Genomic DNA, 16,537 nt, shown 5'->3' with positions numbered 1-16,537 from the left:
GCCTCGCCGCCGGCTGACCCCGCGCGCGGGTGATGCGAAACGTCGCGGCGTGGTTGTATCGAGGACATGCTGCCCTGGGACACCGAACTGGCCGGTCGGCTCGAACGCCACGTCATCTCCTCGGAACTGCTGCGCGGCAACCCGCTCGGCGACCCGCACGAGCGACCGCTCTGGGTCTACCTGCCGCCGGGCTACGACGACGACCAGCGGGCGCGCTACCCGAGCGTGTACGTCATCCAGGGTTACGGCGGGCACGTGGCAATGTGGGCGAACCGACAGCCGTACCGGCAGCCGTTCGTCGAGACCGCCGACCAGGTCTTCGCCTCGGGTGAGGCGCCCGGCTGCGTGGTGGTGTACGTCGACGCCTGGACCGCGTACGGCGGCTCGCAGTTCGTCGACTCGCCCGGCACCGGGGCGTACCACTCGTACCTGTGCGACGAGGTGGTGCCGTGGGTGGACGGGCGGTACCGGACCATCGCCGACCGCGAGTCTCGGGCGATCGCCGGTAAGTCGTCCGGTGGCTTCGGCGCGATGGTCACGCCGATGCTCCGGCCGGACCTGTTCGGGGCGCTGGCCAGCCATGCCGGCGACACCCTCTATGAGCTGTGTTACGTGCCCGGCTTCGGCCAGGCGGTCCGCTACCTGCGCGAGTACGACCAGGACATCTTCCGCTGGTGGGCGGAATTCCGGTCGCGCCCGTCGTTCACCAGACCCGGTGACGAGACGCTGCTGAGCCTGCTCGGCTGCTCGGCGTGCTTCTCGGCCGCCCCGGACGGCACCCCCGAATTGCCGTTCGACCCGCGTACGGGGGTGTTGCGGCCGGAGGTGTGGCAGCGCTGGCTGGACTGGGATCCGGTCCGGATGGTCGAGCGCCACCGGGAGGCGGTCGGTTCGCTGCGCGCGGTCTGGCTGGATGCCGGCACCCGCGACGAGTGGTTTCTCGACCTCGGCACCGAGGCGTTCCGGGCCGAACTCGCCCGGATCGGGGTGCCCGACGACCGGGTGCGGTTCGAACTCTTCGACGCGGGCCACGGTGGCATCGACTACCGCTACCCGCTGGCCCTGTCCTGGCTGGCCCACCGGCTGGCCCGCTGAACGGTCCGCGGTCCGACGTGACCCGCGCCTCGATCGGGGCTCGGGCCGGCACGCCGGAGGAACTTAGGTTAACCTAACCTCATGACGGACCGTAGAGCGCGTGCGCAGGTCACCCACGCTACCGTGAGCCGCACCGAGCGACTCACGCCGCACATGATCCGGGTCGTGCTCGGCGGGCCGGAGCTGGCCGGGCTCGACCTCGGCCGGTGTACCGACCACTACGTCAAGCTGCTCTTTCCCCGGCCGGACGTCGACTATCCGGTGCCGTTCGACCTGGAGACGGTCCGCCGCGACCTGCCGGCGGAGCAGTGGCCACGGCTGCGCTCGTACACCGTGCGGGCCTTCGATCCGGCGGCGGCGGAACTGACCATCGACTTCGTCTACCACGGCGACGAGGGGCTGGCCGGGCCGTGGGCGGCCCGCGCCCGCACCGGCGACCCGGTGATGTTCCTGGGCCCCGGTGGCGGCTACGCCCCGGACCCGGACGCCGACTGGCACCTGCTGGTCGGCGACGAGAGCGCCCTGCCGGCCATCGCCGCCACCCTGGAACGGCTGCCGGTGGACGCCACCGTCCGGGTCTTCGTGGAGGTCGCCGGGGCGCAGGAGGAGCAGAAGCTGGCCACCGACGCGGACGCCGAGATCGTCTGGCTGCACCGGGGCGCCGGCGCCGTCGGCGAAGCCCTGGTCGCCGCCGTCCGCGCGGCCGACCTGCCCACCGGTACGCCGCACGCGTTCGTGCACGGCGAGGCCGCCTTCGTGAAGGAACTCCGGCACCTGCTCCGGGTCGAGCGCGAGCTGAGCCGCGACCGGCTCTCCATCTCCGGCTACTGGCGGCTCGGTACGGACGACGAGGGCTGGCGGGCCGTCAAACCGGAGTGGAACCGCCAGATCGAGGAGCAGGAGGCCCGCGAGATCCGCTGACCGGTCACGCCGGGTCGGCGGTGCGCGAATTGTTCAGGTGCACGATGTGCCGGCTGACCGCGATCGCGTACCCGATCATCAGCAGGGCGAGCAGGGTGAGCAGGGTCATCGGGTCACTCACCAGGAACGCGATCAGACCGACCGGGGCGACGCCGCACACCCCGATGATCGCCCGCGAGCGCGGAATGTAGCCCAGCGAGACCCACTGGAGGCAGAGCCCGCAGAGCATCCAGGTGACCAGGCCCAGCGCGAGCAGCCAGCGCAGCCGGTGCGGCAGTGCGTGGGCGTGCACGCTGACCTGCCCGACGACCTCGCCCAGTGCCCAGCCGAGCAGCAGCAGCGCGGCGCCGAGGATCGAGTGCACGTACGAGTAGGCGAGTCCGGCGTTGAGCCGGGGCAGGGCCAGGCCGGTGGTCACGAACGTGGTGTAGACCCACCACACCGCCGCCGGGATGATCAGCGCGATGCCGGCGGCCACCACCACGTCGACCTCCGGGCGCGGGGCGATCGCGTCCCGCAGGTCGGTCAGGGTGGTGCCGAGCAGGATGATGGTGAACTGGCCGATCCGTTCCGGCAGGTGCGAGGTGTCGACCGGAATCGTGGCGGCGTGGGACCGGTTCAGCCACGGGGTGACGAACTCGATCGCGAGGGCGAGCGCCCACAGCACCGGACGCAGGTGCTCGGGTACGCCCAGCGAGGCGATCCAGACCAGTACGCCGGCACCGAAGCCGATCAGGTAGACCGTGGTGAGCCGGTGGGTGACCGGACCACTGTTGCGTACCCGCAGGTAGAGCCCGATCAGCATGCAGCGTACGACGATGTAGCCGACTGGCAGCAGCAGCGTGTGCGGGGCACTGCCGGCGCCGATCGCCATCGCCCCGGCGCCGACCATGCCGATCAGTACGGCGAGCCGGTGCAGGATGTCGTCCGGGTCGAACCGGGTGTCGTAGAACGCCTGCCCGATCCAGGCCAGCCAGACCACCGCGTAGAGGCCGAAGGTGGCGCCGAGGTCGCCGAGGTGCGGGGTCGGCGAGTCCAGCCGGTTCTGCACGGTGGCCAGGGCGAGCACGAAGACCAGGTCGAAGAAGAGTTCGAGCCAGGTGGCGTGCCGTTCGTCCTGGTCGAGCGGGAGTTCGGACTCGTGCAGGCCGAGCCGGAGCCAGCCGATGCCCCGGCGGCGCACCTTCGCCAGGTTCCACCAGCGCACCGGGTCTCCGCCCGGTCAGATCCGGCGCGCGTACGAGCCGGTCTCGATCTCGTCGAGCAGGGACGGGCCGATCGGCTTCCAGCCGAGCTCGGCGCGGGCCAGGTCACCGGTGGCCTGCTGGTCGAGGCCGAACGCCTCGGCCAGCGGTCCCAGCCGACGGCGGGTCTCCTCCGGCGGTTCGGGGGCGATCCGCCCGTTCAGCCCGAGGGTCCGGCTGGCGGCGGTGGCGATCTCGCGCATGGTCGGGTTCACGCCGTTGACCGCCAGGTAGTACGAGCCCGGCTTGGCCCGTTGGACCGCTGCCGCGTACAGGGTGGCCACGTCGTCGATGTGGATCCCGGTCCAGTGCTGGTCACCGGTGCCGGGGAAGAGCAGGGCCGGTTCGGGATCCGACGACTGCGGCCCGTCGACGATCATCCGGGGCAGGCCGGAGCCGTGGCCGTAGACCACACCGGGGGAGATGATCACGGTGCGGATGCCGCTGGCGTTGCGTACCCGGTCGAAGATCGCCGGCCGCCAGGCGGTGACCTCCGGCGGGTCGAACGGCGAGCCCTCGTCGGCGACGCCGTTGGTGTTGCCGTGCACCCAGATGCCACCGCTGTGGATGTAGAACTTGCCGCTGCCTGCCAGCCCGACCAGGACGCCGTCGACCACCGAGTTGTCCAGCGCGTCACTGATCTGCCCGCCCGGCGTGACCAGGTGGATCACCCCGTCGGACTCGCGGGCGGACTGGCTGAGCAGGGCGCTGTCGGTGACGTCGCCACGTACGGCGGCGGCGCCGGCGGCGGTGACGGTGGCGACCGCGTCGTCGCTGCGGACGATAGCGGTCACCTCGTGCCCATCGAGTAGCAGCGCGGGCAGTACGGCGGAGCCGAGGTATCCGCTTGCACTGGTGAGCAGAATGCGCATGGTTATGACGATGCCATGCTATTGATCCCTTGATGGGTGGTCCGGCTGATTCACCCCCACAGCCCCGACCCGGCGGCGGACGGGCGTCCCCGATGCCACCCGAAGCGGGCCGGATCGGTGCGACAGGGCAGGATGTACCGCTGAGGGGGTGGCGCGAATGGCGGGGCGGATCAGGGACGAGGACATCACGTTGGTCCGTGAGCGCACCTCGATCTCGGACGTGATCTCCGAGACGGTGACGCTCAGGTCGGCCGGTGGCGGCAACCTCAAGGGCCTCTGCCCGTTCCACGACGAGAAGACGCCGTCGTTCACCGTGTCGCCCGCGCGCAACGTCTACTTCTGCCACGGCTGCGGCGCCGGTGGCGACGCGATCAAGTTCCTGATGGACGCCGAGCACCTGTCGTTCCTGGAGTCGGTCGAGCGGCTCGCCGGCCGGGCCGGAATCCAGTTGCGCTACACCGAGGCCGGGCCCGCACCCGTACGCCAGCAGCAGGGCCAGAAGCAGCGGCTGGTTGCCGCGCACGCCGCCGCGGTCGAGTTCTACGCCGGGCAGCTCGGTGCCGCCGGGGCCCGCCCGGCCCGCGAGTTCCTGGCCCAGCGCGGCTTCGACCGGGCCGCCGCCGAGCGCTACGGCTGCGGCTTCGCCCCCGACGGCTGGGACCTGCTCACCAAGCACCTGCGGCAGCGCGGCTTCAGCGCGCAGGAGATGATCACCGCCGGGCTGGCCCGTGAGTCGCGCTCCGGTTCGTTGATCGACCGGTTCCGGCGCCGGCTGCTCTGGCCGATCCGGGAGCTGACCGGGGACGTGATCGGCTTCGGCGCGCGCAAGCTGTTCGACGACGACGACGGCCCGAAATACCTCAACACCCCCGAGACGCCGATCTACAAGAAGTCGCACGTGCTCTACGGCATCGACCAGGCCAAACGGGAGATCGCCAAGCAGGGGCGGGCGGTGATCGTCGAGGGTTACACCGACGTGATGGCCTGTCACATGGCGGGCGTACCGACGGCGGTGGCGACCTGCGGCACGGCCTTCGGGGCGGACCACATCGGCGTACTGCGGCGGCTGCTGCTGGACACCGACGCGGTGGCCGGTGAGATCATCTTCACCTTCGACGGGGACGCCGCCGGGCAGAAGGCGGCGCTGCGCGCGTTTGAGGACGACCAGCGCTTCGTCGGGCGTACGTTCATCGCCGTCAGCCCCGACAACATGGACCCGTGCGACCTGCGCCTGGCAAAGGGTGACATGGCCGTCCGCGACCTGATCGCCCGCCGCGAACCGCTTGTCGACTTCGCGCTGCGGCACGTGCTCAACCGGTTCGACCTGGACACCGTCGACGGCCGGGTGGAGGCGATGCGCCAGGCGGCGCCGCTGGTCGCGAAGCTGAAAGACCGGGAAAAACGCCCGGAGTACGTCCGCAAGCTCGCCGGTGACCTCGGGATGGAGATCGAGCCGGTGCAGCGGGCCGTGCTCAACGCCGCCGCCGCGCCGACCAAGCCGACCCCCGGCGGTACGGCCCCGGCCCCGACCCGCCCCGCCCCGCCCGCGGTGGACAACCCGCAGGTGATGGTGGAGCGGGAGGCGTTGAAGCTGGCCCTCCAGGAGCCGGTGCTGGCCGGGCCGATGTTCGACGCGCTCGGCCCCGAGGTCTACCTGCACCCGATGCACCACGGCGTCCGGGAGGCGATCACCGAGGCCGGCGGCGCGGCGAGCGCGGCCAGCGGCGCGGTCTGGATCGAACGGGTACGGGACGCCTGCACCGACCTCGGCGGGCGGGCACTGGTCGGTGAGTTGGCGGTGGAGCCGCTGCGGATCGACGGCGAGCCGGACCCGCGTTACGTCTCGATCACGCTGGCCCGGTTGGAGTGGGCGTCGGTCACCACTCGGATCCGGGACCTGAAGTCGAAGGTGCAGCGGATCAATCCGGTGGCCAACAAGGACGAGTATTTCGCGCTCTTCGGTGAGCTGCTCTCGTTGGAGCAGCACGCGCGGGCGTTGCGCGAGCAGGCTGCGGGAGGTTTCTGAGGTGGGTCTGTTCAACCGGAAGCCGAAGCTGGCGGCGGACAAGCGTCCGCCGCTGGAGCGGGACGAGCGGATGCTCTCCTGGGCGGCCACGTCCAACGGCGACGGCGTCGTGGTGGTGACCAACCGGGGGCTCTGGCTGCCGGGTCGGGCGCACCGGCTGGGCTGGCACGACGTCAACAAGGCGGTCTGGTCCGGGCGCGAACTCGCGGTCACACCGGCCGAGACGATCGCCGAGCGGGACGGTTACCTGGTGGTGGCCGACCTGCCGGTGGAGACGTACCTGCTGTTGGAGCCGGGAGACGTGCCGCACCAGGTACGCGCGCGGGTGACCTCCTCGGTGTCGTACACTGCGCACCACAGACTGGCGGCCGGCGGTGGGGTACGCGTGGCCGCCCGGCGGGTCAGCGGTGTCGACGGTCTGCGCTGGACGGTCCGCTACGACGTCGGTACGTCGACCGACGAGCCGTCGGTGCTGGAGCAGACCGCCGCGATGGTGGCCGGAGCCCGCGACACCGGCGATCCGGGCGCCCTGCCCGACTGAGCGCTCACCGCCCGCGAAAAACGAAGCGGCCCGCCGACCGGGGAGCGGACTCCCCGGCCGACGGACCCGGCGACCCGTGCGCGGATCGCCATCGAACTCAGAAGCGGGTCGCCTTGATGGCGTTCACGCTGCGCTCGGTGGCGCCCCAGACGCCGCCCTGCTCGACCGGGGTCGAGCCGGCGTTGTCCTGCTCCCAGATGTAGTGGTGCGCGTCGAGCGACTTCAGGCTCTTGAAGAAGTCCTCGAACGGCACGTACCCGCCCGGTACGCCGAACTCGGTCATCGAGAGGCTGGTGCCCTCGGCGTTGAGCAGGCCGTCCTTGACGTGGAACAGCGGGAACCGGTCCTGCTTCTGGGCGATCGTCTTGATCGGGTCGAAGTTGTCCCGCCGGGTGGCGCCGAACTCGTCCACGTAGGTCTTGAACCGTACCTGGGCCTGGTACGCCCAGTAGATGTCCATCTCGAAGTAGACCAGCTCCGGGTCGGTGAGGCCGAAGAAGTACTCCAGGCCGCGCTGTCCGGTGGAGCGGGTCGGCTTGCCGTTGGCGTCCAGCGGCCCGGTGTCGAGCAGGAAGTTGTACTCCCCGTCGTGGTTGTGCTGGTAGAACTTCAGCCCACGGGCCTTCGCGGCCCCACCGACGGCGTTGTAAGCGTCGGCCGCGGCCCGCCAGTCGTTCTTGTACCGGCTGCCGGTCGGCGCGTTCGCGGTGCCGACGAACTTCATGCCGAGCATCTCGGCGATGTCGAGCTGCCGGGTCAGGTCGGTCTGGAACGAGCCGAAGCCGACGTGCGAGCCGACGGCCTTGAGGCCGTTGTCGTTCAGCAGCTTGCGGATGGCCAGGATGTCGGCGTCGGTCGGGTTGGTGCCGTAGCCGGCGAACTCGATCTCCTTGAAGCCGAGCTGGGCCAGCTTCGGCAGCTTGTCGGCGAACGGCGCCGGGTCGCTGCGGACCGAGTAGAGCTGGATGCCGATCTTGCCGACCGGCAGCCGGTGGCCCTGGCTGTCGCGTACCTCGCCGCCGTCGGCGGCCTGGGCCATCCCGCTGAACGGGCCGGCGACGGTGATCGCGCTGGCGGCGGCGCAGGCGGACAGGCCGAGGAACCCTCGGCGGCTCCAGGCGGGGATGGTGGTGTCTGGTGAGGCCATGGTTGGCTTCCCTTTCAGCTCTCGGTGGGCAGGTGTGGTGCTGGCGTGCGCCGATTCGCCGAAGTGCGGAGCCGACCCGGGGCTCTGTGCCACCAGAGCCTGGGACCCTGCGCCAACAGGGCCGGGGGAGACCCTGCGCCAACAGGGTCCGGGATTCCGAGCGGGTCGATCTCCTGTTGCGGACCGTACCCGCGATCAAGGTCAAAAAGAAAGGGTCATCTGACGGGAAACTTTCTCTCCGCAAGCGACAAAGTCGCGTTCATGAAAATGACATTCGTAACCTGCTGGAAACTCGGTGGGAGCTGTCGTACCGCCGGGCTAGGGTCGTCGCCGTGGCCACGGAACAACCTCTCATCCAAGCTCGCGGACTGGTCAAGCGGTTCGGCGATTTTACCGCCGTCGATGGGATCGACGTGGAGGTGCGGCGCGGTGAGGCGTTCGGCTTCCTCGGCCCCAACGGCGCCGGCAAGAGTTCGACCATGCGCATGGTCGGCTGTGTCTCCCCGCCCAGCGGCGGCGAGTTGCGCATCCTCGGCATGGACCCGTTGCGCGACGGCCCGGCGATCCGGGCCCGGCTCGGCGTCTGCCCGCAGACGGACAACCTCGATCCCGAGCTGACCGTGCGGGAGAACCTCACCACCTACGCCCGCTACTTCGGCATCCCGCGCCGGGTCGCCCGCGAGCGTTCCGTCGAGCTGCTCGACTTCGTCCAGCTCACCGAGCGGGCCAACAGCAAGGTCGAGCCGCTCTCCGGCGGTATGAAGCGCCGGCTCACCATCGCCCGTGCCCTGGTCAACGAGCCCGAGATAGTGCTGTTGGACGAGCCGACCACCGGGCTCGACCCGCAGGCCCGGCACCTGGTCTGGGAGCGGCTGTTCCGGCTCAAGCAGCAGGGCGTCACGCTGGTGCTCACCACCCATTACATGGACGAGGCCGAGCAGCTCTGCGACCGCCTGGTGGTGATGGACGGCGGCAAGATCGTCGCCGAGGGCTCGCCCCGCGAGCTGATCGAGCGCTACTCCACCCGCGAGGTGGTGGAGCTGCGCTTCCCGACCCGGTCGCAGGAGGAGTTCGCCGGCAAGCTGTCCGGCATCGCCGAGCGCATCGAGGTCCTACCCGACCGCATCCTGCTCTACGTCGACAACGGCGACGCTGCCCTCAGCGAGGTGCACAACCGCGCCCTACTCCCATCCAGCTCCCTGGCCCGCCGCAGCAGCCTGGAAGACGTCTTCCTCCACCTAACCGGCCGCACCCTCATCGACTAACCCCCACCCCCACCCCCACCCCACCCCACCTGGCGTTGATCATGAAGTTAGCGACCGATTTTCGCCCGAAAACCGCGCTAACTTCATGATCAACGAGGGATTGGCGGGGGGAGGGGGGCTCGTTGGCCCCAGCGGTCGAGTTCGCGGAGGACGGGGGCTAGCTGGTGGCCCCAGGGGGTTAGTTCGTACAGGCGTACGGAGTCGGGGGCGGGGAGGTCGCGGTATTCGACCACCTCGAACTCGACCAGTTCGCGGAGGCGTTTGCTGAGCACGTTGGGGCTGATGCCGGGCAGGCCGGCGAGCAGGTCGGGGAACTGCTTCGGGCCGGGCAGCAGGTCGCGCACCACCAGCAGTCCCCACCGCTCGCCGACCACGTCCAGGCCACGGGCAATGCCGGACGGATCTCCATAACTACGGCTACTGGTCACAGCCGCAGGCTACGCGGTCCCGCCGCCCCGAGTTCACTCCGTCCGCATGATCCACGCGCGCGGACCTGCTGTCGGCGCCGCCCCGCCGACAGCTCGGCGCGCGTCGACCGTCAGATCGAGCGAAGCCCCCGCCGCCGGAACGACGGCTCGGCGATCCAACCGAGAAAACGAGCATCGATCTGCTCCCGCATGAGCCCGTCCAACTCCGCCGCCGCCCGATCGCGGAAGTGGCCCACACCGCCCGTAACCCACTCTCGACCTACGGTCGGCGCCTGCCCCGTCCCTCAACCGGGCAGGGCGGGCGCCGGCCGTTTGTCTGGTCCGAGCCGTTCCGACCCCTGATTGTCTCCGCGTTCAAGTGTGAGAGTGGATGACGGCTGTCGATGTGTCAGTCGCTCGATCCCGAGCCGGAAATAGAACCCATGGATCTGACCGGTGCCCACTGGCGCAAGTCCACCCGTAGTAACTCCAGTGGCGGTGACTGTGTCGAGGTGGCGGACAACCTGACCGCACCGCACACCAGGCGGCGCGACGATCTTGCACTTGTGGTGGTGAACAAATCCGGATGAGGGCCCCAATCCGGGCGCCACAAGTGCAAGATCGTCGACGAGATCGGCGGGGCGAGGTGAGTCTCGATCGATGGGGGGCTCAGCCGACCCGGGTGATCCGGCGTTGGTTGAGTGGGCTGCCGCCGCACACTGTGCTGGTGTGGCTGGAGACGACGACATAGCCGGGCGGGATCGGCGAACTCTGGCAGACGTATTCGACCGCGCCGGGGATCTTGATGGTTCGTTGGTTGAGGGGCGAGCCGCCACAGACGCTGTTGGTTTGCTGGGCCACCACGACGTAGCCGGAGGGAATGGCGGAACTCAGGCAGACGTTCTCGATCGCGCCGGGCGTCTTGATGGTGCGCTGGTTCAGGGTGCCGCCGCCGCAACCGGCACTCGTCCGCACGGAAATGACGACCCAGCCGGCCGGCACCGCCTGGTTGCCACAGATGTTGACCGGATCGGCGCTCGCCGCGCCGGGGGCGACGCCGATGGCGGCCATCGTCAGCAGCGTGGCTACGAGCAAAGATCGCAACAGGGTACGCACTCCGCCATGTTACGAAGCCGCCCCGGTCCGATCGATCGTCAGCATTGGACGGATACCCGACTCGGCCCACGCACGCGCCGATCGCGGTTGCCCGCGACGTTCCTGCGGGGCGGTGATGCGGCCGGCGAACAGTCGGCTACCCGCTAGTTAAATGCCCTCTGACCTGGGAAGATGAGGCCCTGATTGACGTCGGTCGAAGGTGAGATGGTCAACGGCTCGACCGCATGAACGGAAGTGAGAGTTCCCTGATGATCGTGCGCAGGATGTTCGTGGACGGTCAGTACCGACGAGCGCAGATGAAGACATGACGGTGACGGGTTCGTCGGGTGAAGATGAGGCGTACAACCGTGGGATGATCGCGGGACGGGTCGAGCAGCGTCTACAGGGTCATGATGACCATTTCCGGAAGATAAACGGTTCGATCGACTCGATGACGGGTGCGTTGCGCAGCCTCACCGACGAGTTGCGCGCGAACGTCACGATGTTCAGCGCCAACGTGACCTCTGATCGGCGCGATGCCGAAGAACGGGATAAGGTCGTGGTCACGGTCGCCGCCGCCCTGATGGAGAAGGCGAATGAAATTCGCGCCGGGGAGACGAGTCGGTGGGCGGCCTGGCAGCGATGGCTTATCGTCGTCGGCTCGATCGTCCTGACCAGCAATTTCGCCCTGGCGTTCTACCTCGTGTTCGGCCGCTGATCCGCGCCACGTCGCCAGGGTCGTCCGCCATCCTGGCGCCCGGCCGAAACGCCCCACCCGTCCATCACCGCGTGGTACGAATATCGGCGGTGGATGAGGTGAGGCGGACGGGTTGGTGGCGGGTCACCAGGCGGCGAGGCTGTTCCGCAAGCGAGAGCATCCGCACCAGGCGTCCGCGCTCGAACTCTTCTTCGACCTGGCCTTCATTTTCGCGCTCAACCTGCTGACGCGGCGACTGTTCGACAACCTCTCCTGGATCAATCTGCTCCAGACGCTGATCCTGTTCGCCGGCATCTACTGGATCTGGATCGCCACCGCCTGGTCGACGGACTGGTACAACCCCAACGAGCCGGTGATCCGGGGACTCGTACTCAGCGTCATGTTCGTGGGCCTCGTGATGTCGGCCGCGGTGCCGACCGCGTTCGGGCCGCACGGGCTGATCTTCGCCGGCGCGTACGTCTTCGTGCATCTCGGCCGGGGTGCCCTGCTGCTGTCGTTGCTGCGTGGGCACCCGCTGCAACGCCGTTCGCTGCTGGTCGCGATCTGGTTCGCCGTCTCCGCCGTGCCCTGGCTGGTCGGCGCGTTCGTGCCGGGTACGGCGCGGGTGGTGCTGTGGTTGATCGCGCTCGGCATCGACTACGGAATCGCCTGGCTCGGCTGGCCGACGCCGTGGCTCGGGAAGGTGCCGGACGAGAATCTTCGCAACGTCGGCGAGCACCTGTCCGAGCGGTACCAGCAGGTTTTCATCATCGCCCTGGGCGAGGTCGTCCTGGTGAACGGGCTGGCCTACGCGAGCACCGGGATCCGTCCGGCGACGACCGTCGCGTTCGCGCTCTCCTTCCTCACCGTGGTGCTGCTGTGGCGCGGTTACCTGGTCCCCGGGGGTCTGCGGATCGGCGGCATCCTCGACCAGAACCGGCCCCGGATGGCGGTGTCGGTCGCGTTCTGCCACGCGGTGGTGCTCGCGGGGGCGCTGCTCACCGCCGTCGGGAACGAGGTGCTGATCACCGAGCCGACGACCGGGGCCGACGAGCGATGGGTGATGCTGATCGTGGGTGGCGCGGCACTCTTCCTCGTCGGCCGGTTCATGTTCCACGTGGCGGTGTTCCGACGGCTGCCGTGGCCGGGGCTGGTCGGGCTGGGCATCCTCGGTGGCCTGGTGCCCGTTCTGCTCAGGCTGCCCCCGATCGGCGTCTCGGCGATCACCAGCGTCGCCCTCGCCGGAGCCATCGCCGTCGACATCCTCCTCATCCGGCGGGACGAGAGGTCCGACGAAGATGACTAAGCTTTGACTTATATAAGCGACGCCTGATAGCTTCGCCGCGTGCACGCGTTCGACGTACTCGGGGATCCGGTGCGGCGGCGGATCCTCGAACTGCTCGCCGAGGGCGAGCTGACCTCCGGTGCGATCACCACGGTGATCTCCGACGAGTTCGGGATCAGCCAGCCGGCCGTCTCGCAGCACCTCCGGGTGCTCCGCGAGCACGGCTTCGCGACCGTACGACCACAGGGCACCCGCCGGCTCTACGCGGTGAACTCCGAACCCCTGCGGGACGTCGACGTGTGGCTGGACCGCTTCCGCCGGTTCTGGACCCCGCACCTGGCCGCGCTCGCGACCGAGGTGGCCCGGGGCAAACGGGAGCGCCGCCTGCACCCACCCGAGACGCAGCCAACCGGCGGGGACCCGTCCCCGGACAACCCGACAGAGCAGAGGAAAGACCCATGATCGATGTGAACCAGCAGATCAACGCCGTACAACGGCAGGTCGGCAGGCGCGTGCTGGAGGCGGGGGAGGCGCGCGTACAGACCATCAGCCAGGTCTACGACACCACCCTCGAAGACCTCTGGGACGCCTGCACCAAGCCCGAGCGGATCGCCCGGTGGTTCCTGCCCGTCACCGGTGACCTGCGGCTCGGCGGTCGCTACCAGCTCGAAGGCAACGCCGGTGGCATCGTCGAACGCTGCGACCCGCCCAAGGGCTTCGCCGCCACCTGGGAGTTCGGCGGCCAGGTGAGCTGGATCGAGGTCCGGCTGGACAGTGAGCCGACCGGCGGCACCCGGTTCGAGCTGGAACACGTCGCCCACGTCGACGACGACCTGTGGCGCCAGTACGGTCCGGGCGCCACCGGCGTCGGCTGGGACGGCGCCCTGATGGGTCTCGGCCTGTACCTCGCGGCAGGCGGCGACGCACCCGTGGACCGGGGCGCGGTGCAGGCGTGGTCCGCCTCCGACGAGGGCCGGGAGTTCTTCACCCGCAGCAGCGAGCGCTGGCGCGACGCGAGCATCGAGGCCGGCACCGACCCGGCCGAGGCGACCGAGGCCGCCGCCCGTACGACCGGCTTCTACACCGGCGTGCCGGAGGCCGGCACCGAGCCGCGATAAACACGGCGAAAATGTCCGGGGCTGGCCGTACAGTTCCGGCGGTACGACGACCGGGTCGTACCGCCGAGCTGTGCGGAGGCTGACGTGATGCGGTGGCCAGCGAGTGGGCCGGCGGCGGCGCTGGCCGTACTCGAATATCACCTGGCCGACTATCGGCGGACCTGGCGGTCCAGCGCGGTCTCGTCGTTTGTGCTGCCGCTGCTGACCATGGTCGGCTTCGGGCTCGGCGTCGGTGCCTACGTCACGCAGGGCGTCGACGGCGTCGACTACCTCGACTTCCTCGTGCCCGGCCTGATCGCCTCGACCGCGCTCCAGGTGGCGGTCGGCGAGGCGACCTGGCCGGTGCTGAGCGGCTTCAACTGGATCAAGAGCTACTTCGCCCAGATCGCCGCGCCGCTGCGGGTGCCCGACATCCTGGGCGGACACGTGGCCTTCGTGGCGTTCCGGGTGCTCGCCAGCAGTGCCGCGTTCCTGCTGGTGGCGGCGGTCTTCGGCGCGCTGCACTCGGTCTGGGCGCTGGCCACCCTGCCGCTGGTGGTGCTGATCGGGCTGTCCGTGGCCACCCCCGTCTTCGCCTACGCCGCCTGGGTCCGCAGCGACAGCTACCTGGCGATCCTGTTCCGGTTCGCGATCATCCCGATGACGCTGTTCGCCGGGGTCTTCTTCCCGGTCGAGTCGCTGCCGGTCGGGCTGCGCTGGGCGGCATACGTCTCACCGCTCTGGCACGGCGTGGACCTGTGCCGGGCCGCGACCCTCGGCATCGCGCCGCAGTGGTCGATCACCGGGCACCTGCTCTACCTCGCCGCCTGGGTGATCGGCGGCTGGCTGCTGGCCGTGGTCGCGTTCCGCCGCCGGCTCGTGATCTAGGAAAGGGATACCCGTGGTCAGCCTCCTCCTGCCCCGGTTGATCGGCTTCGAGGGAGCCCGTCGATCGGTCTCGGTCGCCGAACGCAACGTCGCCGCGCTCAAGTCCGCCTACTGGGTGGTGCTCGTCTCCGGCTTCTTCGAGCCGCTGCTCTACCTGCTCTCGATCGGCGTCGGCGTCGGCGCGCTGATCGGCGACCTCACCCTGCCCGGCGGCCAGGTGGTGACGTACGCGGCGTTCGTCGCCCCGGCGATGCTCGCCTCCTCGGCGATGAGCGGCGCGCTGTCGGAGACCACCTTCAACTTCTTCGGCAAGATGAAGTTCATGAAGCTGTACGACGGGATCCTCGCCACCCCCGTACGGCCGTTCGAGATCGCGCTCGGCGAGCTGGGCTGGGCGATGCTGCGCGGCACCCTCTACTCGGCCGCGTTCCTCGCCGTCATGGTCGCGATGGACCTGGCCAGCCCGGTACGCGCGCTCGCCGCCTTCCCGGCCGCGGTGCTGGTCGGCTTCGCCTTCGGCGCGCTCGGCATGGCGCTGTCCACGTTCATGCGCAGCTGGCAGGACTTCGACCTGATCGGGTCGGCCCAGTTCGCCCTGTTCCTGTTCAGCGGCACCTTCGTGCCGGCCCAGGGTTACCCGGTGGTGCTGCGCTGGATCGTGGAGCTGACCCCGCTCTACCGGGCGGTGGACCTGATCAGGGGGATCACCACCGGCAGCGGTGGCTGGCTGCGGATGGTCGACGTGCTGTACCTTCTCGCCGCCACCCTGGTCGGCCTGCTGGTCGCTTCCCGCCGGATGGGCCGGATGCTGTACAAGTGAGCTGACCAGGTGGGTTACCCCGGCTGCCGGTGGGGCATCAGGTGGTGACCGTGCCCGCAGACAGGAGGGAGGCCGCCATGGCCTCGGACCAGACGTCCGGTCCACCGCCGGCCCCGGACGAGACTTCCGGTCCGCCGGCCCCGGACGAGGGACCGTCGAGCCCGGTCCGGCTCCCCGGCACCTCCTGGTGGGCGGCGCTGCGGCGTACGGTCAGCGAGTTCCGGAAGGACAACCTGACCGACCTGGCGGCGGCGCTGACCTACTACAGCGTGCTCTCCATCTTCCCCGGCGTGCTGGTGCTGGTCTCCCTGCTCGGGCTGCTCGGCGCCCAGACCACCGACGACGTGCAGGGAACCATCCGGGACGTGGTGCCGCAGAAGGACATCCGCAACATCCTCGACGGCGCGATCAAGCAGGTACGCGAGAACAGCGGAACCGCCAGCCTGGCGGCCATCTTCGGTCTGCTGACCGCCTTCTGGTCCGCCTCCGGCTACATCGGCGCGTTCATGCGCGCGTCCAACGCGATCTATGACGTGCCCGAGGGGCGGCCGATCTGGAAGACCCTGCCGATCCGGCTCGGCGTGACCGCGGTGATCGGGGTGATGCTGCTGGCCAGCGCCCTGATAGTGGTCTTCACCGGTCGGTTGGCGGAGGTGGCCGGCGACGTGCTCGGGATCGGCGGTGCGGCGGTGACGGCCTGGGACATCGCCAAGTGGCCGGTGCTGTTGCTGCTGGTCAGCCTCATGTTCGCGATCCTCTACTGGGCGTCGCCGAACGCCCGGCAGGGCGGCTTCCGCTGGATCACGCCGGGCGGGGTGGTCGCCGTGGTGGTCTGGCTGCTCGCCTCCGGCGGACTCGCCCTGTACGTGGTCAACTTCGACTCGTACAACAAGACGTACGGCACCCTGGCCGCCGTGGTCGTCTTCCTGGTCTGGCTCTGGCTGACCAACGTGGCGATCCTGATCGGCGCCGAACTGAACGCCGAACTGGAGCGGGGACGGGCGATCGCGGCCGGCTACCCGGCGGACCGTGAGCCGTACCTGGAGCTCCGCGACGATCGCACACTCCGCAGGGACACGCGTCCGCCGAACGAATGAGTTTTCTTGATCAGGACGCTGCTTTTGCTGGAGAAGACAA

The 16,537-nt window shown here is 69.6% G+C and carries 17 protein-coding genes and 1 pseudogene; 13 read left to right on the top strand and 5 right to left on the bottom strand.

What is annotated here, in order from left to right; genetic code table 11:
* Window positions 1–66: 66 nt before the first annotated feature.
* A complete protein-coding gene (locus OG792_RS25990) occupies window positions 67–1,095 on the top strand; it encodes an alpha/beta hydrolase (RefSeq protein ID WP_329103180.1) in 1,029 nt (342 codons plus the stop codon).
* Window positions 1,096–1,176: 81 nt separating this feature from the next.
* Window positions 1,177–2,016, top strand: coding sequence for a siderophore-interacting protein (locus tag OG792_RS25985; protein WP_329103178.1), 840 nt, complete (start codon window positions 1,177–1,179; stop codon window positions 2,014–2,016).
* Window positions 2,017–2,020: 4 nt separating this feature from the next.
* On the opposite strand, the gene OG792_RS25980 is transcribed toward OG792_RS25985, so the two are convergent.
* On the bottom strand, window positions 2,021–3,223 hold the full coding sequence (locus tag OG792_RS25980) for a low temperature requirement protein A (protein ID WP_329103176.1): 1,203 nt from the start codon (window positions 3,221–3,223) through the stop codon (window positions 2,021–2,023).
* Window positions 3,224–3,238: 15 nt separating this feature from the next.
* The gene (locus OG792_RS25975; RefSeq protein ID WP_329103174.1) at window positions 3,239–4,132 is read right to left on the bottom strand and encodes an NAD-dependent epimerase/dehydratase family protein; all 894 of its coding nucleotides are present in this window, start codon (window positions 4,130–4,132) and stop codon (window positions 3,239–3,241) included.
* Window positions 4,133–4,289: 157 nt separating this feature from the next.
* On the opposite strand from OG792_RS25975, the gene dnaG reads away from it, so the two are divergent.
* Window positions 4,290–6,158: a DNA primase gene (gene dnaG / locus OG792_RS25970; protein ID WP_329103172.1), complete on the top strand. Its 1,869-nt coding sequence runs from the start codon at window positions 4,290–4,292 to the stop codon at window positions 6,156–6,158.
* A gap of 1 nt (window position 6,159) precedes the next feature.
* Window positions 6,160–6,699 (top strand): hypothetical protein, encoded by a 540-nt coding sequence (locus tag OG792_RS25965; RefSeq protein WP_329103170.1) that lies wholly within the window; start codon window positions 6,160–6,162, stop codon window positions 6,697–6,699.
* 97 nt (window positions 6,700–6,796) lie between these two features.
* On the opposite strand, the gene OG792_RS25960 is transcribed toward OG792_RS25965, so the two are convergent.
* Window positions 6,797–7,846 (bottom strand): sugar phosphate isomerase/epimerase family protein, encoded by a 1,050-nt coding sequence (locus OG792_RS25960; protein ID WP_329103168.1) that lies wholly within the window; start codon window positions 7,844–7,846, stop codon window positions 6,797–6,799.
* 332 nt (window positions 7,847–8,178) lie between these two features.
* Here OG792_RS25960 and OG792_RS25955 point away from each other — a divergent pair, with 332 nt between their 5' ends.
* Window positions 8,179–9,111, top strand: coding sequence for an ABC transporter ATP-binding protein (locus OG792_RS25955; RefSeq protein WP_329103166.1), 933 nt, complete (start codon window positions 8,179–8,181; stop codon window positions 9,109–9,111).
* An 89-nt stretch (window positions 9,112–9,200) separates the two neighbouring features.
* Here the strand turns inward: OG792_RS25955 and OG792_RS25950 are convergent, their stop codons facing one another.
* Entirely contained in the window at window positions 9,201–9,539 is a 339-nt protein-coding gene (locus OG792_RS25950; protein ID WP_329103164.1) for a winged helix-turn-helix transcriptional regulator, read from the bottom strand.
* Window positions 9,540–9,961: 422 nt separating this feature from the next.
* Between OG792_RS25950 and OG792_RS25945 the strand changes: the two are divergent.
* Window positions 9,962–10,045 (top strand): annotated as a pseudogene (locus OG792_RS25945) (DUF397 domain-containing protein); the annotation flags it as partial.
* A gap of 142 nt (window positions 10,046–10,187) precedes the next feature.
* Here the strand turns inward: OG792_RS25945 and OG792_RS25940 are convergent.
* Window positions 10,188–10,634: a hypothetical protein gene (locus tag OG792_RS25940; protein ID WP_329103163.1), complete on the bottom strand. Its 447-nt coding sequence runs from the start codon at window positions 10,632–10,634 to the stop codon at window positions 10,188–10,190.
* 304 nt (window positions 10,635–10,938) lie between these two features.
* Here OG792_RS25940 and OG792_RS25935 point away from each other — a divergent pair, with 304 nt between their 5' ends.
* The 7 genes from OG792_RS25935 to OG792_RS25905 all read left to right on the top strand — a co-directional run bounded on the left by OG792_RS25935 (window position 10,939) and on the right by OG792_RS25905 (window position 16,497).
* Complete coding sequence (locus OG792_RS25935) at window positions 10,939–11,331, top strand: hypothetical protein (protein ID WP_329103161.1); 393 nt, start codon at window positions 10,939–10,941, stop codon at window positions 11,329–11,331.
* A gap of 115 nt (window positions 11,332–11,446) precedes the next feature.
* Window positions 11,447–12,616: a low temperature requirement protein A gene (locus tag OG792_RS25930; protein ID WP_329103159.1), complete on the top strand. Its 1,170-nt coding sequence runs from the start codon at window positions 11,447–11,449 to the stop codon at window positions 12,614–12,616.
* A 39-nt stretch (window positions 12,617–12,655) separates the two neighbouring features.
* The gene (locus OG792_RS25925) at window positions 12,656–13,057 is read left to right on the top strand and encodes an ArsR/SmtB family transcription factor (protein WP_329103157.1); all 402 of its coding nucleotides are present in this window, start codon (window positions 12,656–12,658) and stop codon (window positions 13,055–13,057) included.
* Window positions 13,054–13,713, top strand: coding sequence for an SRPBCC family protein (locus OG792_RS25920; RefSeq protein ID WP_329103155.1), 660 nt, complete (start codon window positions 13,054–13,056; stop codon window positions 13,711–13,713). Before OG792_RS25925 ends, OG792_RS25920 begins: the two co-directional genes overlap by 4 nt.
* A gap of 87 nt (window positions 13,714–13,800) precedes the next feature.
* Window positions 13,801–14,580: an ABC transporter permease gene (locus OG792_RS25915; protein WP_329103153.1), complete on the top strand. Its 780-nt coding sequence runs from the start codon at window positions 13,801–13,803 to the stop codon at window positions 14,578–14,580.
* A gap of 13 nt (window positions 14,581–14,593) precedes the next feature.
* Window positions 14,594–15,400 carry an ABC transporter permease gene (locus OG792_RS25910; RefSeq protein WP_329103151.1) on the top strand — a complete coding sequence of 269 codons (807 nt, stop codon included), beginning with the start codon at window positions 14,594–14,596 and terminating at the stop codon, window positions 15,398–15,400.
* 77 nt (window positions 15,401–15,477) lie between these two features.
* Window positions 15,478–16,497 (top strand): YihY/virulence factor BrkB family protein, encoded by a 1,020-nt coding sequence (locus OG792_RS25905; protein ID WP_329103149.1) that lies wholly within the window; start codon window positions 15,478–15,480, stop codon window positions 16,495–16,497.
* Window positions 16,498–16,537: the final 40 nt, after the last annotated feature.

The organism is Micromonospora sp. NBC_01699 (assembly GCF_036250065.1).
Classification (GTDB): Bacteria; Actinomycetota; Actinomycetes; order Mycobacteriales; family Micromonosporaceae; genus Micromonospora_G.
The sequence above is the reverse complement of the archived record's forward strand: the minus strand, read 5'-3'. Positions and strand labels throughout refer to the sequence as shown.